21 protein-coding genes, 2 tRNA genes and 1 pseudogene are annotated in these 24476 nt (G+C 60.7%); 2 read left to right on the top strand and 22 right to left on the bottom strand.

What is annotated here, in order from left to right; all coding sequences use genetic code 11:
• Positions 1-10 precede the first annotated feature (10 nt).
• The 3 genes from ACYZT5_RS06485 to ACYZT5_RS06475 are packed head-to-tail and all read right to left on the bottom strand — an operon-like array spanning position 11 to position 3081.
• A complete protein-coding gene (locus ACYZT5_RS06485) occupies positions 11-928 on the bottom strand; it encodes a LysR family transcriptional regulator (RefSeq protein WP_462050335.1) in 918 nt (305 codons plus the stop codon).
• A 54-nt stretch (positions 929-982) separates the two neighbouring features.
• Positions 983-1735: a maleate cis-trans isomerase family protein gene (locus ACYZT5_RS06480; protein WP_462050334.1), complete on the bottom strand. Its 753-nt coding sequence runs from the start codon at positions 1733-1735 to the stop codon at positions 983-985.
• Positions 1736-1761: 26 nt separating this feature from the next.
• Entirely contained in the window at positions 1762-3081 is a 1320-nt protein-coding gene (locus ACYZT5_RS06475) for an MFS transporter (RefSeq protein ID WP_462050333.1), read from the bottom strand.
• A gap of 361 nt (positions 3082-3442) precedes the next feature.
• On the opposite strand from ACYZT5_RS06475, the pseudogene ACYZT5_RS06470 reads away from it, so the two are divergent.
• Positions 3443-3726 (top strand): annotated as a pseudogene (locus ACYZT5_RS06470) (tyrosine-type recombinase/integrase); the annotation flags it as partial.
• A 94-nt stretch (positions 3727-3820) separates the two neighbouring features.
• Here the strand turns inward: ACYZT5_RS06470 and ACYZT5_RS06465 are convergent.
• The 12 genes from ACYZT5_RS06465 to gabT all read right to left on the bottom strand — a co-directional run bounded on the left by ACYZT5_RS06465 (position 3821) and on the right by gabT (position 14504).
• Positions 3821-3907 (bottom strand) — tRNA-Leu (locus ACYZT5_RS06465).
• A gap of 195 nt (positions 3908-4102) precedes the next feature.
• Positions 4103-4176 (bottom strand) — tRNA-Cys (locus ACYZT5_RS06460).
• A 212-nt stretch (positions 4177-4388) separates the two neighbouring features.
• Positions 4389-4829, bottom strand: a complete 441-nt coding sequence (locus ACYZT5_RS06455) for a CBS domain-containing protein (RefSeq protein ID WP_462050332.1) — start codon at positions 4827-4829, stop codon at positions 4389-4391.
• Positions 4826-5206, bottom strand: coding sequence for a nitrite reductase small subunit NirD (nirD, locus tag ACYZT5_RS06450; RefSeq protein WP_462050331.1), 381 nt, complete (start codon positions 5204-5206; stop codon positions 4826-4828). The genes ACYZT5_RS06455 and nirD overlap by 4 nt, the downstream gene beginning before the upstream one ends.
• Entirely contained in the window at positions 5206-7767 is a 2562-nt protein-coding gene (gene nirB, locus ACYZT5_RS06445; protein WP_462050330.1) for a nitrite reductase large subunit NirB, read from the bottom strand. The genes nirD and nirB overlap by 1 nt, the downstream gene beginning before the upstream one ends.
• Positions 7768-7862: 95 nt before the next feature.
• Positions 7863-8108, bottom strand: a complete 246-nt coding sequence (locus ACYZT5_RS06440) for a hypothetical protein (protein ID WP_462050329.1) — start codon at positions 8106-8108, stop codon at positions 7863-7865.
• 20 nt (positions 8109-8128) lie between these two features.
• Positions 8129-9472: an OprD family porin gene (locus ACYZT5_RS06435; RefSeq protein ID WP_462050328.1), complete on the bottom strand. Its 1344-nt coding sequence runs from the start codon at positions 9470-9472 to the stop codon at positions 8129-8131.
• A 66-nt stretch (positions 9473-9538) separates the two neighbouring features.
• Positions 9539-10744 (bottom strand): DUF1624 domain-containing protein, encoded by a 1206-nt coding sequence (locus tag ACYZT5_RS06430; protein ID WP_462050327.1) that lies wholly within the window; start codon positions 10742-10744, stop codon positions 9539-9541.
• Between the two features lie 28 nt (positions 10745-10772).
• Positions 10773-11543 (bottom strand): DUF4198 domain-containing protein, encoded by a 771-nt coding sequence (locus ACYZT5_RS06425; RefSeq protein WP_462050326.1) that lies wholly within the window; start codon positions 11541-11543, stop codon positions 10773-10775.
• A gap of 382 nt (positions 11544-11925) precedes the next feature.
• A complete protein-coding gene (locus tag ACYZT5_RS06420) occupies positions 11926-12414 on the bottom strand; it encodes an Lrp/AsnC family transcriptional regulator (RefSeq protein ID WP_008055821.1) in 489 nt (162 codons plus the stop codon).
• A 45-nt stretch (positions 12415-12459) separates the two neighbouring features.
• Positions 12460-13116 (bottom strand): HAD family hydrolase, encoded by a 657-nt coding sequence (locus ACYZT5_RS06415; protein ID WP_462050325.1) that lies wholly within the window; start codon positions 13114-13116, stop codon positions 12460-12462.
• 95 nt (positions 13117-13211) lie between these two features.
• Entirely contained in the window at positions 13212-14504 is a 1293-nt protein-coding gene (gene gabT, locus ACYZT5_RS06410; protein ID WP_462050324.1) for a 4-aminobutyrate--2-oxoglutarate transaminase, read from the bottom strand.
• A gap of 272 nt (positions 14505-14776) precedes the next feature.
• Between gabT and ACYZT5_RS06405 the strand changes: the two genes are divergently transcribed.
• Positions 14777-15703 carry a 2-hydroxyacid dehydrogenase gene (locus ACYZT5_RS06405; protein WP_462050323.1) on the top strand — a complete coding sequence of 309 codons (927 nt, stop codon included), beginning with the start codon at positions 14777-14779 and terminating at the stop codon, positions 15701-15703.
• Between the two features lie 122 nt (positions 15704-15825).
• On the opposite strand, the gene ACYZT5_RS06400 is transcribed toward ACYZT5_RS06405, so the two are convergent.
• From ACYZT5_RS06400 to ACYZT5_RS06370, 7 genes are all read right to left on the bottom strand, one after another.
• A complete protein-coding gene (locus tag ACYZT5_RS06400) occupies positions 15826-16905 on the bottom strand; it encodes a tartrate dehydrogenase (RefSeq protein ID WP_462050321.1) in 1080 nt (359 codons plus the stop codon).
• A 25-nt stretch (positions 16906-16930) separates the two neighbouring features.
• Positions 16931-18388 carry an NAD-dependent succinate-semialdehyde dehydrogenase gene (locus ACYZT5_RS06395; RefSeq protein ID WP_462050320.1) on the bottom strand — a complete coding sequence of 486 codons (1458 nt, stop codon included), beginning with the start codon at positions 18386-18388 and terminating at the stop codon, positions 16931-16933.
• 262 nt (positions 18389-18650) lie between these two features.
• Complete coding sequence (gene argE, locus ACYZT5_RS06390) at positions 18651-19808, bottom strand: acetylornithine deacetylase (RefSeq protein WP_462050319.1); 1158 nt, start codon at positions 19806-19808, stop codon at positions 18651-18653.
• Entirely contained in the window at positions 19805-20959 is a 1155-nt protein-coding gene (locus ACYZT5_RS06385) for an NAD(P)/FAD-dependent oxidoreductase (RefSeq protein WP_462050318.1), read from the bottom strand. Before ACYZT5_RS06385 ends, argE begins: the two co-directional genes overlap by 4 nt.
• On the bottom strand, positions 20956-22347 hold the full coding sequence (locus ACYZT5_RS06380) for an FAD/NAD(P)-dependent oxidoreductase (RefSeq protein ID WP_462050317.1): 1392 nt from the start codon (positions 22345-22347) through the stop codon (positions 20956-20958). The genes ACYZT5_RS06385 and ACYZT5_RS06380 overlap by 4 nt, the downstream gene beginning before the upstream one ends.
• Positions 22329-22637 (bottom strand): (2Fe-2S)-binding protein, encoded by a 309-nt coding sequence (locus ACYZT5_RS06375; RefSeq protein ID WP_415769402.1) that lies wholly within the window; start codon positions 22635-22637, stop codon positions 22329-22331. Before ACYZT5_RS06375 ends, ACYZT5_RS06380 begins: the two co-directional genes overlap by 19 nt.
• Positions 22634-24475, bottom strand: a complete 1842-nt coding sequence (locus tag ACYZT5_RS06370; protein WP_462050316.1) for an ABC transporter ATP-binding protein — start codon at positions 24473-24475, stop codon at positions 22634-22636. The genes ACYZT5_RS06375 and ACYZT5_RS06370 overlap by 4 nt, the downstream gene beginning before the upstream one ends.
• Position 24476: the final 1 nt, after the last annotated feature.

The following is a 24476-nucleotide window of genomic DNA, read 5'->3' as shown; positions in this document are numbered from 1 at the left end:
GCAGACCCATTCACTCCCCCATCAAATGCCTCAAAAACAACCCCGCCGCCATCGACAACCCCTCTCGCGACCGCACACACAACGCCAATTCCCGCGACGCCCACTCCTCGTCCAGCACCACCGCCCGCGCGCCGTCCATCTTGTAAATATCCACACTCCCCTGCGGCATGATGCCTATCCCGACACCCGCCTGAACCATCAAGCACAGCGCGTCGTAGCTGGAGACTTCCATGCGGATCTTCAACGACCGCCCCAAGTCGTTCGCGGCTTTGATCAGCTGAAAATTCAGGTGCGTACCGCTGCGCAGGGCCACGTACTCGTAGTCGAGGGTGTCGGTGAACTTGATGGTTTTGCGGTCCGCCAAATGATGTCCGTTGGGGACGAGCAGGATCAGGCGATCTTTACGGAACGGGAAGACTTCAATGTCGGCACCGTGGGGCAGCCGGGTGAAGATTCCGATGTCAGCACGGTTTTCGGCGACGGCTTTGGTGATGCCCAGGCTTTCCTTTTCTTCAAGGACGACGTTGATCAGCGGGTAGAGGTCCATGAACGACTTGATCAGGCCGGGCATGAACTGGGTGATCGCAGAGATGTTCGCCAGCACATGAACAGAGCCGCGGCGTCCATGGGAATAATCGCGCATCTGCACGACGATTTCGTTGAGGTTGTTCAGCGCGCTGCGGGCCATGTACAGCAGGGAAATGCCCGCCGCTGTCGGGGTGACGCCTTTGTTGGTGCGGGTCAGCAGTTTCGAGTCGAGCAGCTCTTCCAGTTCACTCAGGCGCTTGCTGACCGCCGCCGCAGCGATGTGTTCGCGCTTGGCGGCAGCAGCGATGGTGCCTTCTTCGATGACGCTGACGAAGAGTTGCAGTGAAACGGGATCGAGCTTCATGTGAGGCACCGGCTTGCTGGCCTGAATGGCTGCCATAGTACCCCGTCATTCATGCGCCCAGAATGACCCTGCTACTGGAATGGCCGGCTATCAGTACTGGCCGGACAGCAGATGACCTGCGTTCGGCACCTGGGCTTTCAGGCCGAGGGTTTTCAGGATCTGGTACACGGTGGCGACCGCGGCCGACAGCACTGGCTTGCCGAGACGATCCTGCACGACTTGAATCGCTGGCAAAGATGGCATCTGGACGCAGCACGACAGCACCACACCATCGGCCTGTCCGATGTTCAACCGATCAGCGTGGGCAACCAGGTTCATTGGGTCCAGACGGCCCACCTCCAGGTTGTCGGATACTTCCAGGCTAATGGAGTCGACGACTTCGATGCCCGCCGCTTCGATGTAGTCGATGACCTGTTGGGTCAGCGGCTTCATGTAGGGGGTGATGATCGAGACTTTTTTGTAGTTCATCAGGTTGAGGCTGTCGATCAGCGCACCGGCCGAGCTGAGCACCGGGGTCGGCGCCTTGTTGGCTTCGACGGTTTTGCTCAGGCGATCCTGGGACACTTTGTGATAGCCAGCACCTTGGCACATGATCGCCACCAGACAGGCGTAGGCCATGACGTCAACGCGGGCATCGCTCAGTTCCAGCGCGCAACGGTCGCTGTCGATGTCCATCTTTTTCAGCTCTTCCGGGCTGACGTTCATCATGCGCATGCGCGACGAGTGGAAGGTGAAATGCTCTTCCGGAAACAGCGAGTAACGCGAGGTCAGCATCGCAGGGATTTCGGTTTCCATCGTGGTGTTGGAGCTGGGAACGATTTGGCCGATACGAAAGTTTTTCATGGTTCAGTCCTCTAAAAAATCGAATTTCAGTTGCCGCTGGTCAATTGAACACCCTTGGTTTCCTGAAGGGTGAACACCATGACGGCAGCAATTACGTAGGAAACGGAGGCGAGCGAGATCGTGGCCGTGAAGCCGATAAGTGGAATCAAAACAGGGACCAGCTTGATGCCGGCAATGGCGCCGACGCGGCCGAAGTTGAAGCAGAAGCCCGACGCGGTGGAGCGGATGCTGGTGGGGAACAGTTCCGAGTACCAGGCGCCGAAGCCACTGAAATAACCGGTGAAGAAGCCCAGCAATGCAGCCAACGAACCGAGGGTGATGACGTTCTGAGTGGTGAGCAGAAGCTTGCCGTCCGTCAAAGGCATCAAGGTCACCGAATAGGCAAATACGGGCACCATGACCGCCATGCCAGCAAAGAAAACCGCAAACGACAAGCGACGACCGATACTTTCGGCCAGGTAGCCGTAGGCCAGATAACCGATGGTGGCGCCAATGCCGATCCAGATGACAAACACCGGTGCCTGATCGATACGCACATTCAGAATATTCTGCAGGTAAGCCGGCATGAAGGTGGTGATGATCCAGTAGCCGTACATGCCCAGTATCGAAATGCTCAGGCCCAGCAGGGTCGTTTTCAGGTACTGCGGGCGGAAGATTTCCATCAGCCGGCCTTTGTCGGTGTTATGGCGCATGAATTCGCGGTTGGCCAACCATACCGGCGACTCCTTGACGAACAGCCAGATGAACACCAGGGTGAAATAGGCCGGGATCGAGGCATAGATGAACAGCGTCCGCCAGGATTCAGAGTTGCTGCCGTCCAGGAAGCTCCAGGCGAAAATCGCCGCCAGCAGACCACCACCCGACCAACCGGTCTGCATCACCGCAAAGGCCTTGGCGCGACCGGCCGGAGGCCAGATCTCCGAAATCAGCGCTGCAGCGGCGGACCACAAGCCACCGACGGCGATGCCGACGCAGAAGCGGAACACATTGAGCTGCCAAAGGCTGTCGGCAAACCCACAGAGCAAGGTGCCGGTACCGTAGACGAACACAGAAATCATCATGGTTTTCTTGCGGCCGATCTTGTCGGAGATGTTCCCAAGGCAGAAGCCGCCGATACCGGTCGCCAACAGGAACCAGGCCACAGTCGAGACGACATCGCCCATACCAACAGAAAAAGTCTTAGCGACGGCGAGCAAGACAAATCCGAAAACCGTGGCATCCAGGGCATCGAACAACCATGCCGCCCAGGAGCCGCCCAAAGTCATGTAACGCTGGCTGGCGGTCAGCTTACCGCTGCCGTCCACGGAAGCGACGGATACCGCCGGCCCTGCAGTAATGTTTTTCATGGGGGAACCTCGTGGGATTCAACTTATTATTTTCGGAAACTCGCCCGGCCAGTGAAGGACGTTTGCAGGCGAATGGTCATCTGCGATCGATACTAGAAGCGAAGGATGGGGGTGTATATCAGGCATTCGCGAGCCTGCCATCGCCAACCGCGATGGCAGAAGTCGTCATAAATTGAACTGCGCGTCGCGACATCGATACGACCAAATGGGAGGAGTTCCCCAAGGCCGCCATAGCCAACAAGCTAGGAGCTTACGGCGAAGTTGAAAAAGACTTTGTAAGCGTGGACACATACCTGACAGGCATGAGGGCACCAGGGAACTGCGACCTCTTCGATATTTCATTGCCGTCGCCGAGACGGGTAAGGCCGGATACAAGATTCGTTCTACTCGCCTGGTCGTTATGGAGAACGGGCAGCCGATTACGACAAGCATGCTTAGACAAAGACTTGATGATGCGCGGGAGGCCGCCGGCATTCCTAAAGCGGACTTTCAGATGCGATATTTGCGGGCGAAGGCGGCGACAGATAGGAGGAATCGACAGGCAATATACGGGCAGCCCGCGATCAACTGGGGCACACCACCGTCGGTATGACAGAGCAGTACATTCGGATGCGCAAAGGAATGAAAGTCACGCCGACGAAATGACCGATGGTAGTGAATTGCGGAGCAGAGATTGGATTTTGCGGAGCAAATAAATAAGGGCTTGCGTGAGGTATGTCACGCAAGCCCTTGATATTCATGGTGCCCGAAGCCGGAATCGAACCGGCACGCCCTTACGAGCGGGGGATTTTAAGTCCCATGCGTCTACCAGTTTCGCCATTCGGGCGGTAGCGCGGTGAAGCAGTCTGAAGACTGTCAAATAACGATCTGGCAGTTCTGACGCTTGTGCAGCAGAGGGGGAAATATATACATCCCGCTCCAGTGAAGCAAGTTCGCGACTGCCCTTTTCAAGACTAAATCTTGCAGGACAGTGCAAATAAAAAAGCTCCGTAAATCATAGATCTACGGAGCTCGTTTAAAGTGGAGGCCGAGGTCGGAATCGAACCGGCGTAGGTGGATTTGCAATCCACTGCATAACCATTTTGCTACTCGGCCTCAAACATCTGATGTCATGTAGCACAACATCAAACGCGTACAAACTTGAAGTAAGATACGTGATCTAACTCCTTGAAAACATTGAGCTTTTTCAGCGGTCAGTGCTTTCGATGGCGTGAATTATGTACTGATTTCCCGAGGCTGGCAACCCCTTGATTTCAAAAAAAATTCTAGAAACCCGCAACCCCCCATTTGCCGTGCCGCTGATTCGTTTAATGCCCACGAATGTAATGCTCCAGTTGCCGAATCAGATCGGCCTGTTCGACGATGGCTTCTTTGACCAGATCACCAATCGATAACAGACCAATCAGTTCGCCATCCTCCACCACCGGCAAGTGACGCAGATGACTGTCGGTCATGACCGCCATGCAGCGCTCGATGCTCTGCTGACTCGGCGCAGTCACCACGGGTGCGCTCATGATGTCGCGCACCGGCGTTCCCACCGAAGAGCGTCCCTGCAGCACGACCTTGCGGGCATAGTCGCGCTCGCTGATCACCCCGACCACCTGCCCCTTTTCTATCACGGGAAGTGCACCGACGTTCTTTTCGGCCATGATCTTGAGGGCCTCAAGTACCATTTCATCGGGCGCGATGCTATGCACCTGGCGGTTTTGCACGACCTTGAGTTTCAGCAGCTGTGCGGCTGTTTTCATAAGTGCACCCCGACTTCCACCACGCCGCTGTTCAACCGCACCGGCCAAACTCGCAGCCGCTGTTGCGGGTACTCCAGGCAGCTACCGTCCTCAAGACGGAAATGCTGTTTGTAGATCGGCGATGCAACGACCAGATCCCCCTTGATGCTGCCGACCAACCCGCGACCGATAACATTCGCCCCAGATTGCGGGTCATGGTTGTCGATGGCGTAGAGGGTCCGACCCTCGGCACCCGGCAGGTAGAACAGCGCCACTTGCGCGCCGTCGAGCCAGACGACGACGCCGGAGTTGTCGACCAGATCCTGTTGCTCACACACCGTTTGCCAGGCCTCGGTGTTTTCCAGGGAATCGATGCGTTGGGTATTGGACTGGCTCATCAGGCAATCTCCTCGGTGACAGGGATAAGGTTGAGTTCGGCGGCCATGATCGGGCGCCGCTGGCCGCGCTCCTGGACAAAGTGGATGTCCGGGTCCGGGCGTTTATCGTTGACGAAGGTACGGAAGCGCTTGAGCTTTTCCGGGTCTTTGAGGGCGTTGGCCCACTCGCACTCATAGCGGCTGACCACCAACTGCATCTGCGATTCGAGCTCTTCACCCAGCCCGAGGCTGTCGTTGATGATCACGTCTTTGAGGTAATCGAGGCCGCCCTCCAGGCTTTCGCGCCACACCGAGGTGCGCTGCAATTTGTCGGCGGTGCGGATGTAGAACATCAGGAAACGGTCGATGTAGCGGATCAGAGTCGCATCGTCGAGGTCGATAGCGAACAGTTCGGCATGGCGCGGGCGCATGCCGCCGTTACCGGCGATGTAGAGGTTCCAGCCCTTCTCGGTGGCGATCACGCCGACATCTTTGCTCTGGGCTTCAGCGCATTCACGGGTGCAACCGGACACCGCAAACTTGAGCTTGTGTGGCGAGCGCAAACCCTTGTAGCGGTCCTCAATGGTCAGGGCCATTTGCACACTGTCTTGCACGCCATAACGGCACCAGGTACTGCCGACACAGGACTTCACCGTCCGGGTCGACTTGCCGTAGGCGTGCCCGGTTTCGAAACCGGCTTCAATCAGCTCGGCCCAGATGTCCGGCAGTTCATGCAACTGCGCGCCAAACAGGTCGATACGCTGGCCGCCGGTGATTTTGGTGTAGAGGTCGTATTTCTTCGCCACCACACCGATCGCGATCAGTTTGTCGGCGGTGATCTCACCACCAGGAATACGCGGCACCACCGAATAAGTGCCATTCTTTTGCATGTTGGCCATGAAGGTGTCGTTGGTGTCCTGCAGCGGCACCAGCGAGGCGTCCATGATCGGCTGATTCCAGCACGACGCGAGGATCGAGCCCACCGCCGGTTTGCACACGTCGCAACCGGTGTGGCCACGGCCATGCTTGGCCAGCAGTTCTTCGAAGGTGATCACCCCTTCTACCCGCACCAGCGCATACAGCTCCTGACGGGTATAGGCAAAGTGTTCGCACAGACTTTTGTCGACGCTGACGCCACGGGCAATCAACTCATGCTCGAAGACCTGCTTGAGCAGCCCGGCACAACCGCCGCAACCGGTGCAGGCTTTAGTCTGCGATTTGAGCAGGCCGAGGTCGGTGCAACCACCGTCGATGGCCGAGCAAATGGAACCCTTGGTGACGTTGTGGCACGAGCAGACCGTTGCCGATTCGGGCAAGGCGCCCGGGCCCAGGGTCGGCGCGCCTTCGGACGACGGCAGAATCAGGCTGGCGGGTTCCGTCGGCAGCGCAATCGCGTTCTGCATGTATTGCAGCAGCGTGTCGTAATAGCTGTTGTCACCGACCAGCACCGCACCGAGTACGTGCTTGCCCGTTGCATCCACCACCAAGCGTCGGTAGCTGGCCGTGGTTTCGTCGATGAACTGATAACTGCGCGCGCCCGGCGTGCTGCCGTGCGCGTCGCCGATGGAACCGACATCGACGCCCAGCAGCTTGAGCTTGGTCGACATGTCCGCGCCCATGAACGGCTCGGCCGCCTCGTTGCACAGCAATGCGGCAACACCGCGAGCCATCTGGTAACCGGGTGCAACCAGACCAAAAATGCTGCCATTCCAGGCGGCACACTCGCCGATGGCGTAGATGTTCGGATCGCTGCTCAGGCATTGGTCGTCAATCACGACTCCGCCGCGCGGGCCGACTTCCAGCGAGCATTGACGGGCCAGCGCATCTTGCGCACGGATACCGGCGGAGAACACGATCAGGTCAGTTTCAAGAAATTCGTCATTGGCAAAATTCATCCGGTAGCGGTATTCCTCGCCGGCGCTGATCGATTGCGTGCCGCGCGACAGGTGCACACCGACGCCGAGCCGCTCGATCTGCGCCTTGAGCGCCAGGCCACCGTACTCGTCCAGCTGCACCGGCATCAGGCGCGGGGCGAATTCCACCACATGAGCTTCCAGCCCCAGGGTTTTCAGGGCGTTGGCGGCCTCCAGGCCCAGCAAACCACCGCCAACCACCACACCGCGTCGGGCGTTGGTCGCCGCGGCACGGATGGCGTCGAGGTCTTCAAGGGTGCGATACACCAGGCGCGAATCGCCCTCGGCGCCTTCGATCGGCGGCACAAACGGATAGGACCCGGTGGCCAGCACCAATTTGTCGTAAGAGATACACCCTTGCGCGGTGATCACCTGGCGACGGACGCGGTCGATTTCCAATACCGGCACACCCAAATGCAGGGTGACGCCGGGTGTCTGGTACAGCGAGGCTGCACCGAGGGCCAGCGACTCGGCATCACGGCCGGAGAAGTACTCGGAAAGGTGCACGCGGTCGTAGGCACGCATCGGCTCTTCGCTGAAGACGTGCAGCCGATAGTGATCAAGGGCACCGCGTTCGATCAGCTGTTCGACACAATGATGTCCGACCATGCCATTGCCGATCACGATCAGCGTTTGCAGCTTGTTCAAAGTGGCAACATTGGAATTCATAAGAGACACCCGTCTATAGCTGTTCAAAAAGCAAAAAAAAACGCCTGAAACCTTGCGGTTCCAGGCGTCTTTGCCTGTTCATTTACGGTGCTAAGTCAGGCATCTATGCCGGATCCACCGATGTTGCCCACGACCTGTTCGGCCAATCGATCGTCGTTGACCGAAGGGGCTGCCCACTCGACTGCATTCACAGTGGGCCTGAACAGTGTCTTGCAGACTTTGTGCCAGTCGGCCATTGGCAGTCCTTGCGCCAGTAAACGTTGACCAAGGGTGCTCATGAACGCCGGATGTTTGCCTTCGCATAGTGCAGAGGCGTGTTGCGCGGCCTTATAAAAGTGCACAAAGGCGATCCCGTTCCGGATCAGAATTTGCCACCCAGCGGGTATTCGATCGCCAGGCGGATCTGATTGGCGTCCAGCTCTGCTTGCGCCGCATTCCCGCGATGAACTGCATGGCGCAGGCTGAACGCGAGGTTTTTCGCGACGCCCGACTGCACCACGTATTTGGCCTGCAGATCACGTTCCCAGTGCTTGCCGCCCTGCCCGTAACCCAGCCACTTGTAGCCGCCGTTGGGGTCCATGTGAGTGCCGTCGATGCCGTTGCCGCGAACATACAGTGCGCCGAAGGTCAGTCCGGGAATGCCGTAACCGGCCATGTTCAGGTCGTAGCGCGCTTGCCAGGAAGCCTCTCGGGGCGCGTTGAAATCGGACAGTGCCACGGCGTTGCTCAGGTAAATCGCGCCACGGGTCACGTAATCGAAAGGCGTGTCGCCATCGACCTTTTGATAGCCCAGGCCGAAGCTGTGGGCGCCGAGCTTGTAGGTCGACAGCAAACTCCAGGTGGTGTTGTCGATGCGGCCGGACAAGGCTTTGCCGGTGTCCTGGGTTCGGTACAGATTGAGATCAAAGATCAAGTCCTGGCCTTCCGCCAACGGCTGGGTGTAGACCGCGCCCAGGTAGTGCTGTCGCCAGGTGTCGGCGTAGTCCGCGCTGAACAGGCTGGCGTTGAGCCCTTTGACTGCCGTGTTGCGCACCCCCACCAGATCGAAGCTGTCGCCCTGTTTGCCGTTGGAGTAATTGACCACAAACCCTTGGTCATGGCTGCTGGCGTTGCGATCCGTGCTCTCGTTGAAATGCCCGCCATACAGGGTGGTGGCGGGCAGTTCGCGACTGGTCAGTAGCCAGCCGGTGGCGGTCTCCGGCAGCAAGCGACTGTCGGATGAACCGAACACGGGCGTTTTTACCCGCTGCTCGCCGTAACGCAATTCAGTCGAGGAAAACCGCAGTTTGGCCACGGCACCGCCTCGGCTGAACTCATCCTTGGGGTGGCCCTCATTGTCCACCCCCAATACCCGCGCCTTGCCGGCCCGCCCGCCGCCGCTGTCCAGTTCCCAGCCGGAATACACATGGGCGTCCAGGCCCAACCCTACGGTGCCTGCGGTGTAGCCGGACATGAAATCGGCCATCAGGCCGTAGGCCCACTCTTCGGCCAGGTCACTGCGTTGCGAACGGGGCTTAAAGGCATTGCGCGCGCCATTGCTCACTGAGCCGTGTTGATAGTCCCGACGGTCGTAGAGGCTGCGGTTGAGCAGGCTCCATTGGCTGTCTTCGATAAAGCCTTTAGCGGTGTCTTGCTCTGAAGCCAGGGCGAGCAGGGACTGCCCTCCCAATGCCAATAGCAGGGTGTGCGTCGATAGGGTTTTCACAGTGCAACTCCACAGAATTCGGGGTCTGCAAGGTGTCCCGCCGAACGGGGGACACCGTAGGTCACCTCAGAGGTATTTGAGGATCGCGATATCGCGACGGCGCTGTTTAAGGTGGGCGAACCAGCGCGTCGGGAAGAACAGCAACACCCCGAGGATCACACTCCACAGCCATACCGTGGGCAGATTATCGAAGCCATAGTAGGCACCCTGATTGGCGCCCCAGATCGCGACCGCCACCAGGTACATGCCCTTGAGCACGTACAAGTGCAGCAAATAGAAGAACATCGGCGCCCCGCCGTAAATCGCCAGGGTCGCGGTGGACCAGCGATCCTGCAGCTTCTCGAACAACGCCAGCAACATCAGCGAAAGGCCAATCGTCGGCATCAGGAACATCAGCGAGGGCGGGTACTTCTTGGCGCTCATGAAACTCATGAAGGTGCGCAGCGAATCACCGGTCTGCACCCAGGGTTTCTCGCCATAGACGTTCAGGTAGCGAATGAACACGAACGCCACCAGCAGGCCGGCGCCCAGTTTGAGCAGGCGGGAAATCCGCTCGGCCGGGTCCATGTCCTTGCCGAACCACGGCCCGATCCCCCACCCCAGCAGGATCACGCCAATCCAGGGCAATACCGGGTACGTGGTGCGGGCCCGGGTGAATTCGGTGATGTCGATGAACACCCGCTGATGCAGGATCGACCACGGCACGAAGAACGGCGACTCCGGCCCCACGGTCACGCCATCGAGCAGGTTGTGCCCGGCAACAATGGCCACGCCGAGCACGATCAGCCAACTGCGTTTGAAGTGCAGCAACCCGGCGAGCACGATCATGCAAATGCCGATACACCAGATCACCTGCAGCCACAGGGTCTTGGGCGGAAACTCGGCGTTCCAGGCAAAACACACAAAGGTGACTTCGAGAAACACCAGGAACAACCCGCGCTTGAGCAGGAACACCGAGGTTTCTTTCGCCGTGTGTTTCTGGCTGTAGAGCCAGGCCGACAAACCGGTGAGGAAGATGAACGCCGGCGCGCAGATCTCGCTGAGCATGCGGGTGAAATACAGGTCCGGCGTGACGCTCAACGCATCGATAGGGTCGGTGACCTGACGGTGCAGCAGAAAGGTTTCCCGCACATGGTCGATCAGCATCAACAGCATGACGAAACCGCGCAGGGCGTCGATCGCCAGCATTCGGGTGTTGGCCTTGACGGCACTGGTTGCAAGCGCAGGGGAAGCGGCTGTCGCCTGCCCTGCCAATCCTGAAGATTGGGTCATATCAGTCACTCATGTAGTGGTCGAGGGGTCAGGCCTGTTTCTTCAGCCTGGCGACTTCCGATGCCGGCAGTTGCGACGGCGCGCGCGGCAATGGCGTCTGGCCCTGTGATCGATAGAACGACAGTGTCGAACTGAAGCTCTTTATATCGAACGGTTCGGCTTTGCCTTGAGGACTGATGCGCTCGCCGGGCGTGCGGTCCTTGTATTCCACGGCCACCACGTAGGTGCCCTGCCACGGCAGCTCGAAGCTGACTTTGCCCGCGGCGTCGGTGCGCTGGGTGAACACTTCACCGGAACCGGTTTCCAGCACCACGTCCTGGTCGGCCAACGGTTTGGACGCATAGAACACCTGGAACTGCGCCTTGCCAGCCTCGGCAACGCCGGTCGGCACGATGTCCAGGGTCAGTTCCGGGGTGCGCGCGCGCAAGTCACCGACCCAACGGGTTGCCGGTGTCCAGTGCGTCTTCAGCGCCTTGTCCGCCTCATGAAGGTCGAAGATCGGATAGTGCGGGTCCTGGGCCAGCAGCGAATCATCTGCCTTGGTTTGATGGGCCACCGCAAAGGCCTGACGCTGCAAGGTCAGGGTTAACGGCTGGGACCTGTTGCTGATCGACCAGCCCTTGAGTTGCTGGAACCGGTCCATCCCGCCCGGTGTGACTTCCAGCATGTTCTTGTCATATTCGCCGTAGTACAACGCCAGGGGTTGCCCGGGTGGTTGTTCATACCAGATTTGATGCGCCTCGCTGCTGCTCGCCAGCATGAAGACGCCGTAACCCAATAGTGCTTTTGCGCTGCTCATTCGCATTTTTTTACGCTCCGATTGGTGTTATTCAGCGGGTCGTTGCAGCCGCTTCGTTTTATCGAAACCGGCCAGACAACTCACCGCTCCCCTCTCTCTGAACGCATTACACCGCAGAGACTTTTGCGCATTGTTCCGAAATCAACGCACACGGGGCAATCGGCAACTGTTTTTGTGGCTTGAAACAGCCGTTTATGCGGCTTGCGCCAGCATGAAGCGCCAGGGGATGTTCTACGGTGGCAGTGTCCAATCGAGGTGCATCATTGGACTTGTAGGCGCGAGCGGTGCGGCGGTCCGACTTGCCCGCGAAGGCGTCCGTGAAATCGCCTTCGCCGGCAAGCCTGGCTCCTACAAAAGCGCAATACATAGGGAAGGGAATGTTTCAGTGGCGCAGGAGCTTGCGCAGCGGCACACCGTCCTTGAGCACCGGAGACTTGATGACGATGTAACTGAAGTACTTGGAGATGCCGATGTTCTTGTCCAGCAGGCTTTCGATCACTTCCTGGTAATGCTGGATGCTGCGGGTCATGAAGCGCACCAGATAATCGTAGCCACCGCTGATCAAATGGCATTCGAGCACTTCGTCCACCAGACGGATATTGGACTCGAACTTGGCGAAGTCTTCGCGCTTGTGGTCGCTCAAGGTGATTTCGGTAAACACCGTCACCGAATCGGTGATCTTGGCCAGATTCAGGTGCGCCTTGTAGCTGGAAATATAGCCGGCCGACTCCAGCCGCTTGACCCGTTGCAGGCAGGGACTGGCCGACAATCCCACCGCATCGGCCAGGCTGACGTTGGTCATGCGCCCGTCCTTTTGCAGCTCAACCAAGATGCTGATGTCGATCCGGTCCAGTTTTACTAAACCTTCCATTGCGTACCTCTTGACTGCCGTTTGTAAGACAATCTTCTAGCAAAATCAGCGCCGTAAAGACAGCTGATGCTGCGCCACCAGATCCGCCATGCTGTTAATACAGTAATCCGCCGCGCACGGCGTGGGGTGTTTTGACCGGCTACGACAGATCAGGCACACGTCAGTGACGGCCTGCCGACCGGCCGAAGGACGGGTCACTTGCAGGATGTTACCCGCTTCAAGTTCATTGGCCTTCAACCACTCTGGATCGAGCAAAGGGTCGCTGGCCAGTGAGATGAAATCGTCGGGCATGATCCCCAGTCGCTCGCACAGCAGCCCTCGATCCTCGGCATCCCGGTCGCCGTGCACCAGCAAGCGGTAGAACTTGCGCAGGTACAACATCGCCCCGGGCGCGTCCTCGAACAGCGACCAACCGGCCACCGAACGGGCAAAGCTCATGCCCTCCTCCCAGCTTGCCTTCAGGTCCCAGCGCTCGGCCAACTGGCGATGGGCGAAACACAACAGGCCACTGAAGCCCAGCTCACCGAAGCGCGGATAGAGCGCACGCACCACCTCGCTGTATTCGGCCAGCACCTGTTCCTTTTCCGGATGACCGCCTCGGCTGTCCAGCAGCGGTTGCAGTGCCGTCCAGACACCCGTGTCCCGATCGACCAGGACCTCATCGCAATCGATGAGCAGTGCTCGATAATCAGTCAGCCCCATGGTGCGCAAAGCCTCCGATGATGCATTCCATCAATCCATGCTCCATAAACGCTCACGGGCGATACCTGGCGGTACCGCCCCGAGCCAGCATGAGCTCAGTTCAAGACCCGTGCCAATGCCGCTTCAAGAATCTGCAGCGCTTCATCGACCTGTGCTTCTGTGGTCACCAGCGGTGCGAGGAAGCGCAGCACGTTGCGGTACACACCGCATTTGATCACCAGCAAACCGCCGGCCCGGGCCTCATCAATCAGTCGCTGATTCAGGTCGGCGTCCGGCGTGCGGGCCTCGTCATTCTTGATCAATTCGATCGCCAGCATGAACCCGGCGCCGCGCACGTCGCCGATTTGCGCGTGGCGGGCCTGCAAACGCACCAGCCCCTGCCGCAAACGCTCGCCCAGTGCTTCGCCGCGGGCCAGCAATTGTTCCTGCTCGAAGACCTCGATCACCGCCAGCGCGGCGGCGCATGACAACGCGTTGCCACCGTAAGTGCCGCCCAGGCCACCAGGCAGCGGCGCGTCCATGATCTCGGCCTTGCCGACCACCCCGGATAATGGCAAGCCACCGGCCAGGCTCTTGGCGACGGTCACCAGGTCCGGCTGAATGCCGGCGTGCTGAAAACCGAACCACTTGCCGGTACGGCCGAAACCGGTCTGGATTTCATCGAGAATCAGCACGATGCCGTGCTTTTCAGTCAGCGCGCGCAGGGCTTGGAGAAACTCCGCCGGCGCCGAAAGGAAACCGCCGTCGCCCTGCACCGGTTCAATGATGATCGCGGCGACACGCTCAGGGGCAACCTGGGTGGCCAGCAACTCGTCGAGGGCCTTGAGCGCCATTTCGCTGGTGACGCCGCGATAGGCATTCGGATACGGGGTGTGGAAGACCTCCGGCGCGAACGGCCCGAAGTTCTGCTTGTACGGCTGGCTCATGCCGGTCAGCGTGGTGCCGAGCAAGGTACGGCCGTGGAAGCCGCCGCGAAAAGCGATCACTGCCGAGCGGTTGGTGTGGGCGCGGGCGATCTTCACGGCATTTTCCACCGCCTCGGCGCCAGAGGTGAAGAAGGCCGCTTTATACGCTTCTTGGCCACCGATCATTTCGCACAGGCGCTGGGCCAGATCAAGATAAGGCTTATAGGCAACCACCTGGAAACAGGCGTGAGAGACCTTTTGCAATTGAGCCTGCACCGCAGCGACCACCTTCGGGTGGTTGTGACCGATGTTCAGCACACCGATGCCGCCGACAAAATCCAGGTAGCGCTTGCCGTCCACGTCCCACAACTCGGCACCTTGGGCGCGATCGATCACCAACGGGTGAGCGGTCACCAGGCCACGTGGCACGAATTGATCGCGCTGACGGAGCAAATGAGGGGTTTCGTCGACTTTGCTATTCATGGCATTTCCCATCGTGAGTCCGGCAACCGGGAGGTGGTTGCGATGGTGTTCAGGTTAAGCCTTGCGCGAAACGATCTACGCCGAACTTGGCCCCTGAGAAATTCGGATCGACTGTTTTCACCCCGCCAAACGGCAGATTCCTTTCGCCCGCCGAATCTGCCGGGCCGTCTCCGATCGAACGTCGCGAAACCCGTTTAACCCGGCCCTTTCGACAGATCCTGCGCTAATGTTGCGCGATGATGGACAGCACCTTCATCCTTCAGGACATGCCCATGGCCCTGCTTTATAAAGCTGACCCTGTGCGCGGCGAACAGTGGAAAGCGCTGTTCGCCGAACACGCCCCGGATATTGAATGGCGCGCCTGGCCGGACATCGGTGATCCCGCGGACATCGAATACCTCGCCGCCTGGCAGGCACCCGACGATCTCGAGGCTGTGCTGCCGAATTTAAAAGTGCTGTTTGCGCTGTCCGCCGGGGTCGATCAACTGGACCTCAGTCGCTTGCCGACGAGCTTGCCAGTGGTGCGCCTGCTGGACCCCGGCATCACCCGCGGCATGTGCGAGTACGCCAGTTTCGCGGTGCTGAGCCTGCACCGGGACATGCTGCGTTATCGCCAGCAGCAAATGGCGCGGTGCTGGCAGGCGCACTTGCTGCAACCGGCGGCCACACGGCGGATCGGGGTCATGGGCCTTGGCACCCAGGCTCAGCAGATTCTGGCGACGTTGCAGCCTATGGGCTTTGCCTTATCGGGTTGGGCGCGCAGTGCTCATCAGGTCGCTGGCGTGGAGTGCTATGCCGGTCGCGAGCAACTGCCGGCGTTCCTCAGCCAGTGCGACATCTTGTTGTGCGTGCTGCCGCTGACTGAGCAGACCCAGGGCATTCTTGATCGTGAGTTGTTCCGACAATTGCCCTCTGGCGCGGCGTTGATCAACATGGGCCGTGGTGGGCATCTGGTCGAACGTGATTTGCTGGAGGCGCTGGACAGCGGGCAGCTCAGTGGCGCGGTACTCGATGTGCTACAGGAAGAGCCGGCGCCGGCGGATCATCCGTTTTGGGATCATCCGCAGATTCTGCTGACACCGCATATTGCGGCGATGACACAACCGGAGAGTGCGTTTGGGGTGTTGTTGGAGAATATTCGGCGGTATGAGCAGGGTAAGCCAATGGTGGGCCAGATCGACCGCACCCAAGGTTACTGACACACCACCATTGATCGTTCCCACGCTCTGCGTGGGAATGCAGCCCGGGACGCTCTGCGTCCCAAAAGCCGAACGCGGAGCGTCCGTTGAGGCATTCCCACGCGGAGCGTGGGAACGATCATTCAAAGGTTGGCGGCGATGGCTTTACCAACGTCTTGCGTCGAGCCCTTCCCGCCCAAATCCGGCGTAATCGGCCCATCCGCAATCACCCGCTCGATCGCCTGCAAAATCCCGTCATGCGCCGCGCGATAGCGCTCATCACCGTTTCCAAGGAAGTCCAGCATCAACGCCCCGGACCAGATCATCGCAATCGGGTTGGCGATGTTCTGCCCATAGATGTCCGGCGCCGAGCCATGCACCGGCTCGAACAGCGACGGAAAGCGGCGCTGCGGATCAAGGTTGGCCGACGGCGCGATGCCGATGGTCCCGGCGCACGCCGGCCCCAGGTCGGACAGGATGTCGCCGAACAGGTTCGACGCCACGACCACATCAAAACGGTCCGGTTGCAGCACGAAACGCGCGCACAGAATGTCGATGTGCTGCTTGTCCCAGGTGATGTCCGGGTACTGCGCCGCCATCAATGCGGTGCGCTCGTCCCAGTACGGCATGCTGATGGAAATCCCGTTGGACTTGGTCGCCGCCGTCAGGCGCTTGCGGGGGCGGGTCTGGGCCAGTTCGAAGGCGAACTTGAGAATCCGGTCCACGCCGCGCCGGGTAAATACCGACTCTTGCAGCACGAACTCATGCTCGGTGCCTTCGAACATCTTGCCGCCCACCGAGGAATACTCGCCCTCGGTGTTCTCGCGGATCACCACGAAATCGATGTCCCCCGGCTTGCGTCCGGCCAATGGGCACGGCACGCCGGGGAACAGCCGCACCGGGCGAATGTTCACGTACTGATCGAAGTCACGACGAAACTTGAGCAGCGAGCCCCACAAAGAAATGTGGTCTGGCACCTTGTCCGGCCAGCCCACGGCGCCGAAGTAGATCGCGTCGAAGCCCTTGAGCTGGTCGAACCAGTCGTCGGGCATCATTTGCCCGTGTTCCAGGTAGTAATCGCAATGCGCCCAGTCGAGCACTTCGATGCTCAAGTCCAGCTGCCATTTCTTCGCGGCTTGTTCCAGTACTCGCAGCCCTTCCGGCAGCACTTCCTTGCCGATGCCATCGCCGGCAATCGCGGCGATTTTGAATGTCTTGCTCATCAATCTGCCTCCCCGTGTCTGTGAATTACAGCCCACCGATGTGGAAGGCTTTGACTTCAAGGTATTCATCCAGACCGTACTTGCTGCCTTCGCGGCCCAGGCCCGACTGTTTGATGCCGCCGAACGGGGCGACTTCCATGGAAATGATCCCAGTGTTGAGCCCGACCATGCCGAATTCCAGCGCCTCGCCGAAACGCCATGAACGGCGCAAGTCCTGAGTGAAATAGTAGGCCCCCAGACCGTAAGGCGTGGCATTGGCCAGCGCGAGGGCTTCGGCTTCATCGGTAAAGCGCATCAGCGGCGCCACCGGGCCGAAGGTTTCTTCGTTGGCCAGCAGCATGCCCGCGTGGGCTTCGCCGAGAACCGTTGGCTGGACAAACTGGCTGTCGCCCTCGGGCATGCCGCCGCAGAGCAACCGCGCACCCTGGCTCAGGGCATCGTCGATGTGCCGGGCGACTTTGCTCACCGCCGCCGGGTTGATCAGCGGGCCGATGGTGACGTCGGCGTCCAGGCCGTTGCCGACCTTGAGCTTGCCCACCTCTTCTACCAGGCGCTGGGCAAAGCGATCGTAGATGCCGTCCTGCACCAGAATGCGATTGGCACAGACGCAGGTTTGCCCGGCGTTACGAAACTTGCTGAGCATGATGCCGGCGACAGCCTGCTCAAGGTCAGCGTCGTCGAACACAATGAACGGCGCGTTGCCGCCCAGTTCCAGGCTCAAGCGCTTGATGTGTTCGGCGCTCTGGCGCATCAGCAAGCGGCCGACGGCGGTCGAGCCGGTGAAGGAAATCTTGCGCACGCTCGGGTTGCCGGTCAGCTCTTCGCCGATCCCGGCGGGCATGCCGGTCAACACGTTGAACACCCCGGCCGGGATGCCCACGCGCTCGGCCAGTACCGCCAGGGCCAGGGCCGACAACGGCGTCAGGTCCGAGGGCTTGACGATGATCGGGCACCCGGCCGCCAGGGCCGGCGCGCATTTGCGGGTGATCATCGCGTTGGGGAAATTCCACGGGGTGATCGCGGCGCACACACCCACCGGTTGCTTGAGCGTCAGCAGTCGGCGGTCACCGCTGGGGGTCGGCATGGTTTCGCCGTAGACCCGCCGGGCCTCCTCGGCGAACCATTTGACGAAGCCGGCGCCGTAGCGAATTTCGCCTTTGGCTTCGTTCAACGGTTTGCCCTGCTCGCACGTCATGATCAGCGCCAAGTCGTCGAGGTTATCGATCATGGCCTGATACCAGCGCTCTAGCAGCGCCGCACGTTCCGCCGCCGGGCGTGCGCGCCAGGCCGGCCAGGCTTTTTCGGCCGCCTCGATGGCGCGACGGGTTTCCGCGCCTAGCATCGCCGGGACACGGCCAATCAACTGACCGTTGGCCGGGTCGATGACGTCCAGGGTCGCGGCGTTATCGGCGCCGATCCACTGTCCGTCGACATAGGCGAGTTCTGCTAAAAGGCTAGGGTCTTTCAAACGATTCTTGAGCATGGTCGAGTCCTGATCCGAGACACGCTCCAGTCTAGGGAGGTGTGGCGGATGAGGATGCTGAAAGAGCCGTTTGCGCGGTGTTGGATGCTGAAAATCAGGGTGGGACGGCAGGCTCTACCGAGGGCCTAATGATCGTTCCCACGCTCTGCATCTTGATCGTTCCCACGCTCCGCGTGGGAATGCAGCCCGGGACGCTCCGCGTCCCAAGAGCGGACGCAGAGCGTCCATTGAGGCATTCCCACGCGGAGCGTGGGAACGATCATCACTGCTTCAGGGAACCTAGCAGGCCATCAAGAAACCGCTCCCCGGCCTCCATCTGGCTGATCTCGATAAACTCGTCCGGTTTGTGCGCTTGTTCGATCGAGCCTGGTCCGCAGACCACCACCGGCACATCCAGACGCTGCTTGAACAGCCCGCCTTCGGTGCCGAAGGATACCTTGGCGGTACCGGTGTCCGGCGCGGCGAAGTTCTTCAGGAAGCGCACCGCTTCGACGCTCGGGTGCGTATCGAGGCCGGGGTAGATGTTGAGGGTTTCGATCTCGATGTCGGCCACACTGGACAGACGCTTGGCCTCACGCACGATGACTTCGGCACGCTCGCGCATCTGTTCCAGGAACTGATCCAGATCGTCCGCCAGCAAGTTGCGTACTTCGAAGTCCAGGGTGCACAGGTTCGGCACGATGTTCAGCGCCTTGCCGCCGACAATCTGCCCGACATGCACGGTGCTGTAGGGCACGTCGTAGTCAGCATCCTGGGCGCCCTGCTCTTGCAACTGCTGCTGGCTTTGACGCAGCGCGGCGATGAAGTCGCAGGCCACGTGAATCGCATTGACCGAGCGCGGGGCCAGCGAGGAATGCGCTTCCAGGCCCCGACAGTAGGTGCGGTAAGAACCCTTGCCCTTGTGCCCGAGCACGAACTGCATGTTGGTCGGCTCACCGATCAGGCACAAAAACGGCCGCACCGGTGCCAGGTGCAACACGTCCAGCAACCGCCGCACGCCGACGCAACCGATTTCTTCGTCATGGGACAGTGCCAGTTGCAGCGGCCGGCTCAAGGGGCCGTCCGCCGCGTCGAGCATGGCGTCGATGGCCAACGCAATGAAACCCTTCATGTCGCAACTGCCACGGCCGTAAATCCGTCCGTCCTGCACCGTCGCCTGAAACGCCGGGAAGGTCCAGGCCTGCCCCGCCGCCGGCACCACATCGGTATGCCCGGACAGCAGAATCCCCGGCAACTCGCGTGGGCCGGTGCTGGCGAACAGGTTGGCCTTCTTGCCCGTTTCATCCTTGACGATCAGCGACTCGATGCCCTTGGCCGACAGCACGTCGCGCACGTACTCGATGAGGGCCATGTTCGACTCCGAAGACACGGTATCGAAGGCCATCAAGCGTTTGAGAGTATCCAGTACACGGGGTTTCATGAGGCCTTGCTCCGTTGCTCGGCTGAGAGGGCGAACCGGTTGATGGAGAACGGCTCAATCGAGGTGCTGGTGCTGCCGGTGCTGATCAGTTCGGCCATCACGTCGCCGACGCCGGGACCGAGCTGGAAGCCGTGGCCGCAGAAGCCGAACGCATAGAACAATCCATCGACGGTACCGCTGGGGCCCATCACTGGCAGGGAGTCGGGCAGATAACCTTCGATGCCGCTCCAGACCCGAATGATGTTCAGGTTGCCGACACCCGGCAGCAGGCGGCGCATCTGCTCCATCTGATTGAGGATGCTGCGTGGCTCGACATAAGCCCGGCGATTGAGCATGTCCGGTTTGCTGCGGTAACCGCCACCGATGACGATGTTGCCGCGAGGGATCTGGCGGAAATAGATCACTTCCTCGGGAATTTTGGTGTACACGCCGATCACCGTCGGCAAGGCGTAAGGCACCGGTTCGGTCACGGCCATTTGCGGGCCATGGGTGTCCAGCGGCACCGGCTCGCCGAACTGCGCCGAGAGTTTCTGACCCCAGGCGCCCGCGGTGATCAACAGCTGGGCGGCGCTGAACTGGCGGCCATCGGTGGTGGTGACGTTGAACTCGCCACCGACCTTCTGCACTTCGGCGACTTCCGTCTGTTCTTCGATCCGCGCGCCGAGCCGTCGTGCGGCACGGGCAAACGCTGGAGCGGCCAACCGTGGATTGGCGTGGCCATCGTGGGGCGCGTAGGAGCCGCCCTTCACGTCTGGCCCGAGGAACGGGAAACGCTTATGCAGCTCGGCGCCGCGATAGATTTTCAGATCCAGTTGCGCCGCTTCGGGCGCTGCCGCATAGGCTTCCAGCTCTGGGATTTCGTCTTCGCGGTAGCACACGCGCATGTGCCCGCTGGCGATGAATTCGAGGTCGTCGTCGATCAACTCCGGCAAGCGCTTCCACAGTGCCCACGAACGGTTGGCCAACGCCAGTTGCCCGAGGAATCGGCCCTGGCGCCGCACGTTGCCGAAGTTCACGCCGCTGGCGTACTGACCAATCTGGTCGCGTTCCAGCAAGATCACCGATTGACCACGCTGACGCAGAAAAAACGCCGCCGCCGAGCCCATCAGGCCGCCACCGACAATCACGACATCGGCTTTGTGAACCGTCATGGCGACACCTCCTCGGTGAGCATCGAAAGGGGTTTGACCGGCGCCTGACCGCGCTGTCGGCCGACCTGTTGCACGCTGACGCCAGCGGCGGCAGCAATCACCTCGGCCCCGGCCTGGGAGCAATAACGGCCCTGGCAACGGCCCATGCCGACCCGGCTGAACGCCTTGGCCCGATTGACTTCGCAGGCGCCTTTTTCGCTGACGGTGCGGCGCAATTCGCCGGCGCTGATCATCTCGCAGCGACAGACGATGGCTGCATCCGGCAAGGCTTTGGCTTGCGCCGCCGGCCAGGGAAACGCTTGGGCCAGACCCAGGCGAAACTGATCCATCACCGCCAGCGCGTGGCGTTGTTCGTCGCGCAACCCGGCGTTCACCGGTTGCTGCAAATCCTCCAGCAGCGCCATGGCGACCAGTCTTCCGGCGTGTTCGGCGGCATCGGCGCCGCGAATCTTCGAGCCGTCCCCGGCGGCATACACACCGTTGACCGAGGTGCGGCCCTCTTCATCAACGGCCAGCCACCATTGGCTGGAGGCCTCGTCAAAGCGCATACGGCAACCGGCCAGGTCGGCCAATTGGGTTTCCGGGCGCAAGTGATAACCCAGGGCCACGGCATCGCAATCGACCGTCAGGGTTTCCCCACGCGCCGTGCTGACCCGCACGCCACTGACACCACTCGCCGCATCGCCCAGCACTTGCTGAGGTTTGATCCCCAGATGCACCGGGATTTTCGCTTGATACAACTGCGCCAACAGTTTCATCCCGGTGAACAGCAATCCGGGACGTGCCAGCAGTTTGGGCAATGCAACGAGCCGTTTGCTCAGCGGCGAAGTGTCGAGCACCGCCGCCACATTGGCGCCGGCCTTGAGGTATTGGCTGGCAACCAGATACAGCAACGGCCCGCTGCCCATGAACACCACGCGGTGGCCGATGGACACCGCCTGAGATTTGAGCGCGATCTGCGCCCCGCCAAGGCTGTAGGTGCCCGCCAGTTGCCAGCCTTCGATCGGCATCAAGCGATCGGTGGCGCCGGTGCAGAGGATCAACGCGTCGTAATCCACCGTCGAGTGCTTGCCCTGACTGACGCAGCACAATTGCCCCGGCGTCAGGTTCCACACCAGCGTGTCCGGGCGGTAGTCAATCCGTTCACGCAGCTGATCAAAACTTTCGTGCAGGTCCCGGGCCTTGGCCGCTTCGGTGCCGTACAGCGTGGCGTAATCGCGGGTAAAGCCTTCCGGTTGGCGACGGTAGATCTGCCCGCCATCCCGGCGATTTTCATCGATCAGGATCGGCTTGAAACCCGCGGCCAGCAGGGTTTCGGCACAGCGAATACCGGCCGGTCCGGCGCCGACAATAACGACTTTATGAGAGCTCAGCCGTGCAGTGGCCATGTCGCCTCCGGTTGTGTGGTGACGATGTCCAGCCCTTCACGGACTTCGTTGGAACAGGCACGCAGGCGTTCGCCGCTGCGGGTCCAGACCCAGCAATCCTGGCACGCGCCCATCAAACAAAAACCGGCGCGGCGGCCCGAATCGAATTCCGACTGGCGCAACGCCGAGCCCTGGGTCAGCAACGCGACCATCAGAGTATCGCCCTGCAACGCCTCGATGGGTGCCCCGTCCACCTTCAGATTGACGGTCGGCCGGCCCTGCTCGGCCAGCCTCACAAAACGCCCCTTCATGCATAGGCTCCTTGGGTCATGATGTTCAAATCCTGCTGGGTTTTCAGCAATTCAGCCGTGTCGTGGTGGCAGAGGATTTCGCTGCCGCCAGCGATGATCCGGCGGTTCGGCGCGGTACGATTGCACAAGCCGTCGACCCGCACCGGGCACCGATTGAGAAAGGTGCACAGCTCTGGCACGTTGGCTCTGGCTCCAATCGGCGGCAGTTCACCGCAGGTGGTGCCGCAGTTCTCCAGCCAACCCTGGCGCAGTTCCGGCACCGAATGGATCAACAGATCGGTGTAAGGATGAAACGGTGCCTGGGCGAACGATTGCCGAGTGCCGGCCTGGATCTTGTGGCCGCTGTACATCACCACAATGTCATCGCACAGCGCGCGGACGGTGGAGATGTCGTGGCTGATAAACAGATACGAAACCCCCAGTTCCTGACGCAGGTCGCGCAGCAATTCGAGAATCGCCGCGCCGACCACGGTGTCGAGCGCCGAGGTCACCTCATCGCACAGGATCAGATCCGGTTTGGCCGCCAACGCGCGGGCCAGGTTGACCCGTTGCTTTTGCCCACCGGACAATTCATTCGGACGCCGTTCGGCCATGTCTCGCGGCAGGCGCACCAGGTCCAGCAACTCGCCGATGCGCTCGCGCAATGCGGCGCCCTTAAGGCCGAAATACATCTTCAGCGGTCGGCTCAGAATGGTGCTGACACTGTGCATCGGGTTGAGCGCGGTGTCGGCGTTCTGGAAGACCATTTGAATGCGCCGGAACTGTTCATCGGTGCGCTCGGAGAGGCTGCCACCCAGTGGCTGGCCATCGAAGGTCAGCCCGCCGAGCGCCGGGGTCAGCAACCCCGCCACCACCCGCGCCAGGGTCGATTTACCCGAGCCCGACTCACCGATCACGCCGATGGCCTGGCCCCGGCGCACGGTCAGGTCGATGTCTTCCAGCACGCGAATCGACGGCATGCCGTGCATGTTCTTATTGCCGTAACCGGCGGTCAGGCCCTGGATCGTCAGCAATGGCGAGTCTTGCGCCACATCGCAGGGCGGGCGAATCGTCGTGTCCGGCCGCGCGGCCGCCAGCAAGCTGCGGGTGTATTCATGGGCCGGGCCTTTGAGTAAGGGCGCGGTGGCGCTTTGTTCGAAAATCTCGCCGCCGTTGAGCACCACAATCTGATCGGCCATCTGCGCGACCACAGCGAGGTCGTGGGACACGTAGACTGCCGTCGCGCCACGTTCGCGTACTACCCGTTTAAAGGCGCGCAGCACGTCGATCTGGGTTGTCACGTCGAGGGCCGTCGTCGGTTCGTCGAGCACCACCAGTAGCGGATCGCTGATCAGCGCCATGGCCGCCATCACCCGCTGCAGTTGCCCGCCGGAGACCTGATGGGGGTAGCGCTGGCCAATGCGATCGGGGTCCGGCAGGGCCAGGTCGCGAAACAACTCGATAGCCTTGGCTTCGAGCACGGCCCGGCTGCCCAGGCCATGGATCAATGCGCCCTCCACCACTTGATCGATCAGCTTCTTCGCCGGGTTGAACGCCGCAGCAGCGCTTTGGGCGATGTACGAAACCCGATTGCCGCGCAGGCCTTGCAGTTCGCTTTCGCTCAACGCCAGCATGTCGTGCTCGCCGATCTGCACCACGCCGGACGCCAAACGACAACCGCGCCGGGCGTAACCGAGCAGCGCCAGAGCGATGGTGGTCTTGCCGGAACCGGACTCGCCGATCAACGCCAGCACTTCACCTTTGGCCAGGGAGAAACTCACGCCCTTGACGATTTCTACTTCGCCACGCTCGCCACAGGCGACCACGCGCAAGTTCTCGACTCGAATCAAATCACTCATT

Source organism: Pseudomonas sp. LB3P14 (assembly GCF_054898045.1).
This window is presented reverse-complemented; position numbering and strand designations above follow the sequence as displayed.

What these genes read in the sequence shown, in the direction of transcription:
- ACYZT5_RS06485 (WP_462050335.1), bottom strand. Translation starts at nt 928, where the DNA reads ATGGCAGCCATTCAGGCCAGCAAGCCGGTGCCTCACATGAAGCTCGAT.
- ACYZT5_RS06480 (WP_462050334.1), bottom strand. Translation starts at nt 1,735, where the DNA reads ATGAAAAACTTTCGTATCGGCCAAATCGTTCCCAGCTCCAACACCACG.
- ACYZT5_RS06475 (WP_462050333.1), bottom strand. Translation starts at nt 3,081, where the DNA reads ATGAAAAACATTACTGCAGGGCCGGCGGTATCCGTCGCTTCCGTGGAC.
- ACYZT5_RS06455 (WP_462050332.1), bottom strand. Translation starts at nt 4,829, where the DNA reads ATGAAAACAGCCGCACAGCTGCTGAAACTCAAGGTCGTGCAAAACCGC.
- nirD (WP_462050331.1), bottom strand. Translation starts at nt 5,206, where the DNA reads ATGAGCCAGTCCAATACCCAACGCATCGATTCCCTGGAAAACACCGAG.
- nirB (WP_462050330.1), bottom strand. Translation starts at nt 7,767, where the DNA reads ATGAATTCCAATGTTGCCACTTTGAACAAGCTGCAAACGCTGATCGTG.
- ACYZT5_RS06430 (WP_462050327.1), bottom strand. Translation starts at nt 10,744, where the DNA reads ATGACCCAATCTTCAGGATTGGCAGGGCAGGCGACAGCCGCTTCCCCT.
- ACYZT5_RS06425 (WP_462050326.1), bottom strand. Translation starts at nt 11,543, where the DNA reads ATGAGCAGCGCAAAAGCACTATTGGGTTACGGCGTCTTCATGCTGGCG.
- ACYZT5_RS06420 (WP_008055821.1), bottom strand. Translation starts at nt 12,414, where the DNA reads ATGGAAGGTTTAGTAAAACTGGACCGGATCGACATCAGCATCTTGGTT.
- ACYZT5_RS06415 (WP_462050325.1), bottom strand. Translation starts at nt 13,116, where the DNA reads ATGGGGCTGACTGATTATCGAGCACTGCTCATCGATTGCGATGAGGTC.
- gabT (WP_462050324.1), bottom strand. Translation starts at nt 14,504, where the DNA reads ATGAATAGCAAAGTCGACGAAACCCCTCATTTGCTCCGTCAGCGCGAT.
- ACYZT5_RS06405 (WP_462050323.1), top strand. Translation starts at nt 14,777, where the DNA reads ATGGCCCTGCTTTATAAAGCTGACCCTGTGCGCGGCGAACAGTGGAAA.
- ACYZT5_RS06400 (WP_462050321.1), bottom strand. Translation starts at nt 16,905, where the DNA reads ATGAGCAAGACATTCAAAATCGCCGCGATTGCCGGCGATGGCATCGGC.
- ACYZT5_RS06395 (WP_462050320.1), bottom strand. Translation starts at nt 18,388, where the DNA reads ATGCTCAAGAATCGTTTGAAAGACCCTAGCCTTTTAGCAGAACTCGCC.
- argE (WP_462050319.1), bottom strand. Translation starts at nt 19,808, where the DNA reads ATGAAACCCCGTGTACTGGATACTCTCAAACGCTTGATGGCCTTCGAT.
- ACYZT5_RS06385 (WP_462050318.1), bottom strand. Translation starts at nt 20,959, where the DNA reads ATGACGGTTCACAAAGCCGATGTCGTGATTGTCGGTGGCGGCCTGATG.
- ACYZT5_RS06380 (WP_462050317.1), bottom strand. Translation starts at nt 22,347, where the DNA reads ATGGCCACTGCACGGCTGAGCTCTCATAAAGTCGTTATTGTCGGCGCC.
- ACYZT5_RS06375 (WP_415769402.1), bottom strand. Translation starts at nt 22,637, where the DNA reads ATGAAGGGGCGTTTTGTGAGGCTGGCCGAGCAGGGCCGGCCGACCGTC.
- ACYZT5_RS06370 (WP_462050316.1), bottom strand. Translation starts at nt 24,475, where the DNA reads ATGAGTGATTTGATTCGAGTCGAGAACTTGCGCGTGGTCGCCTGTGGC.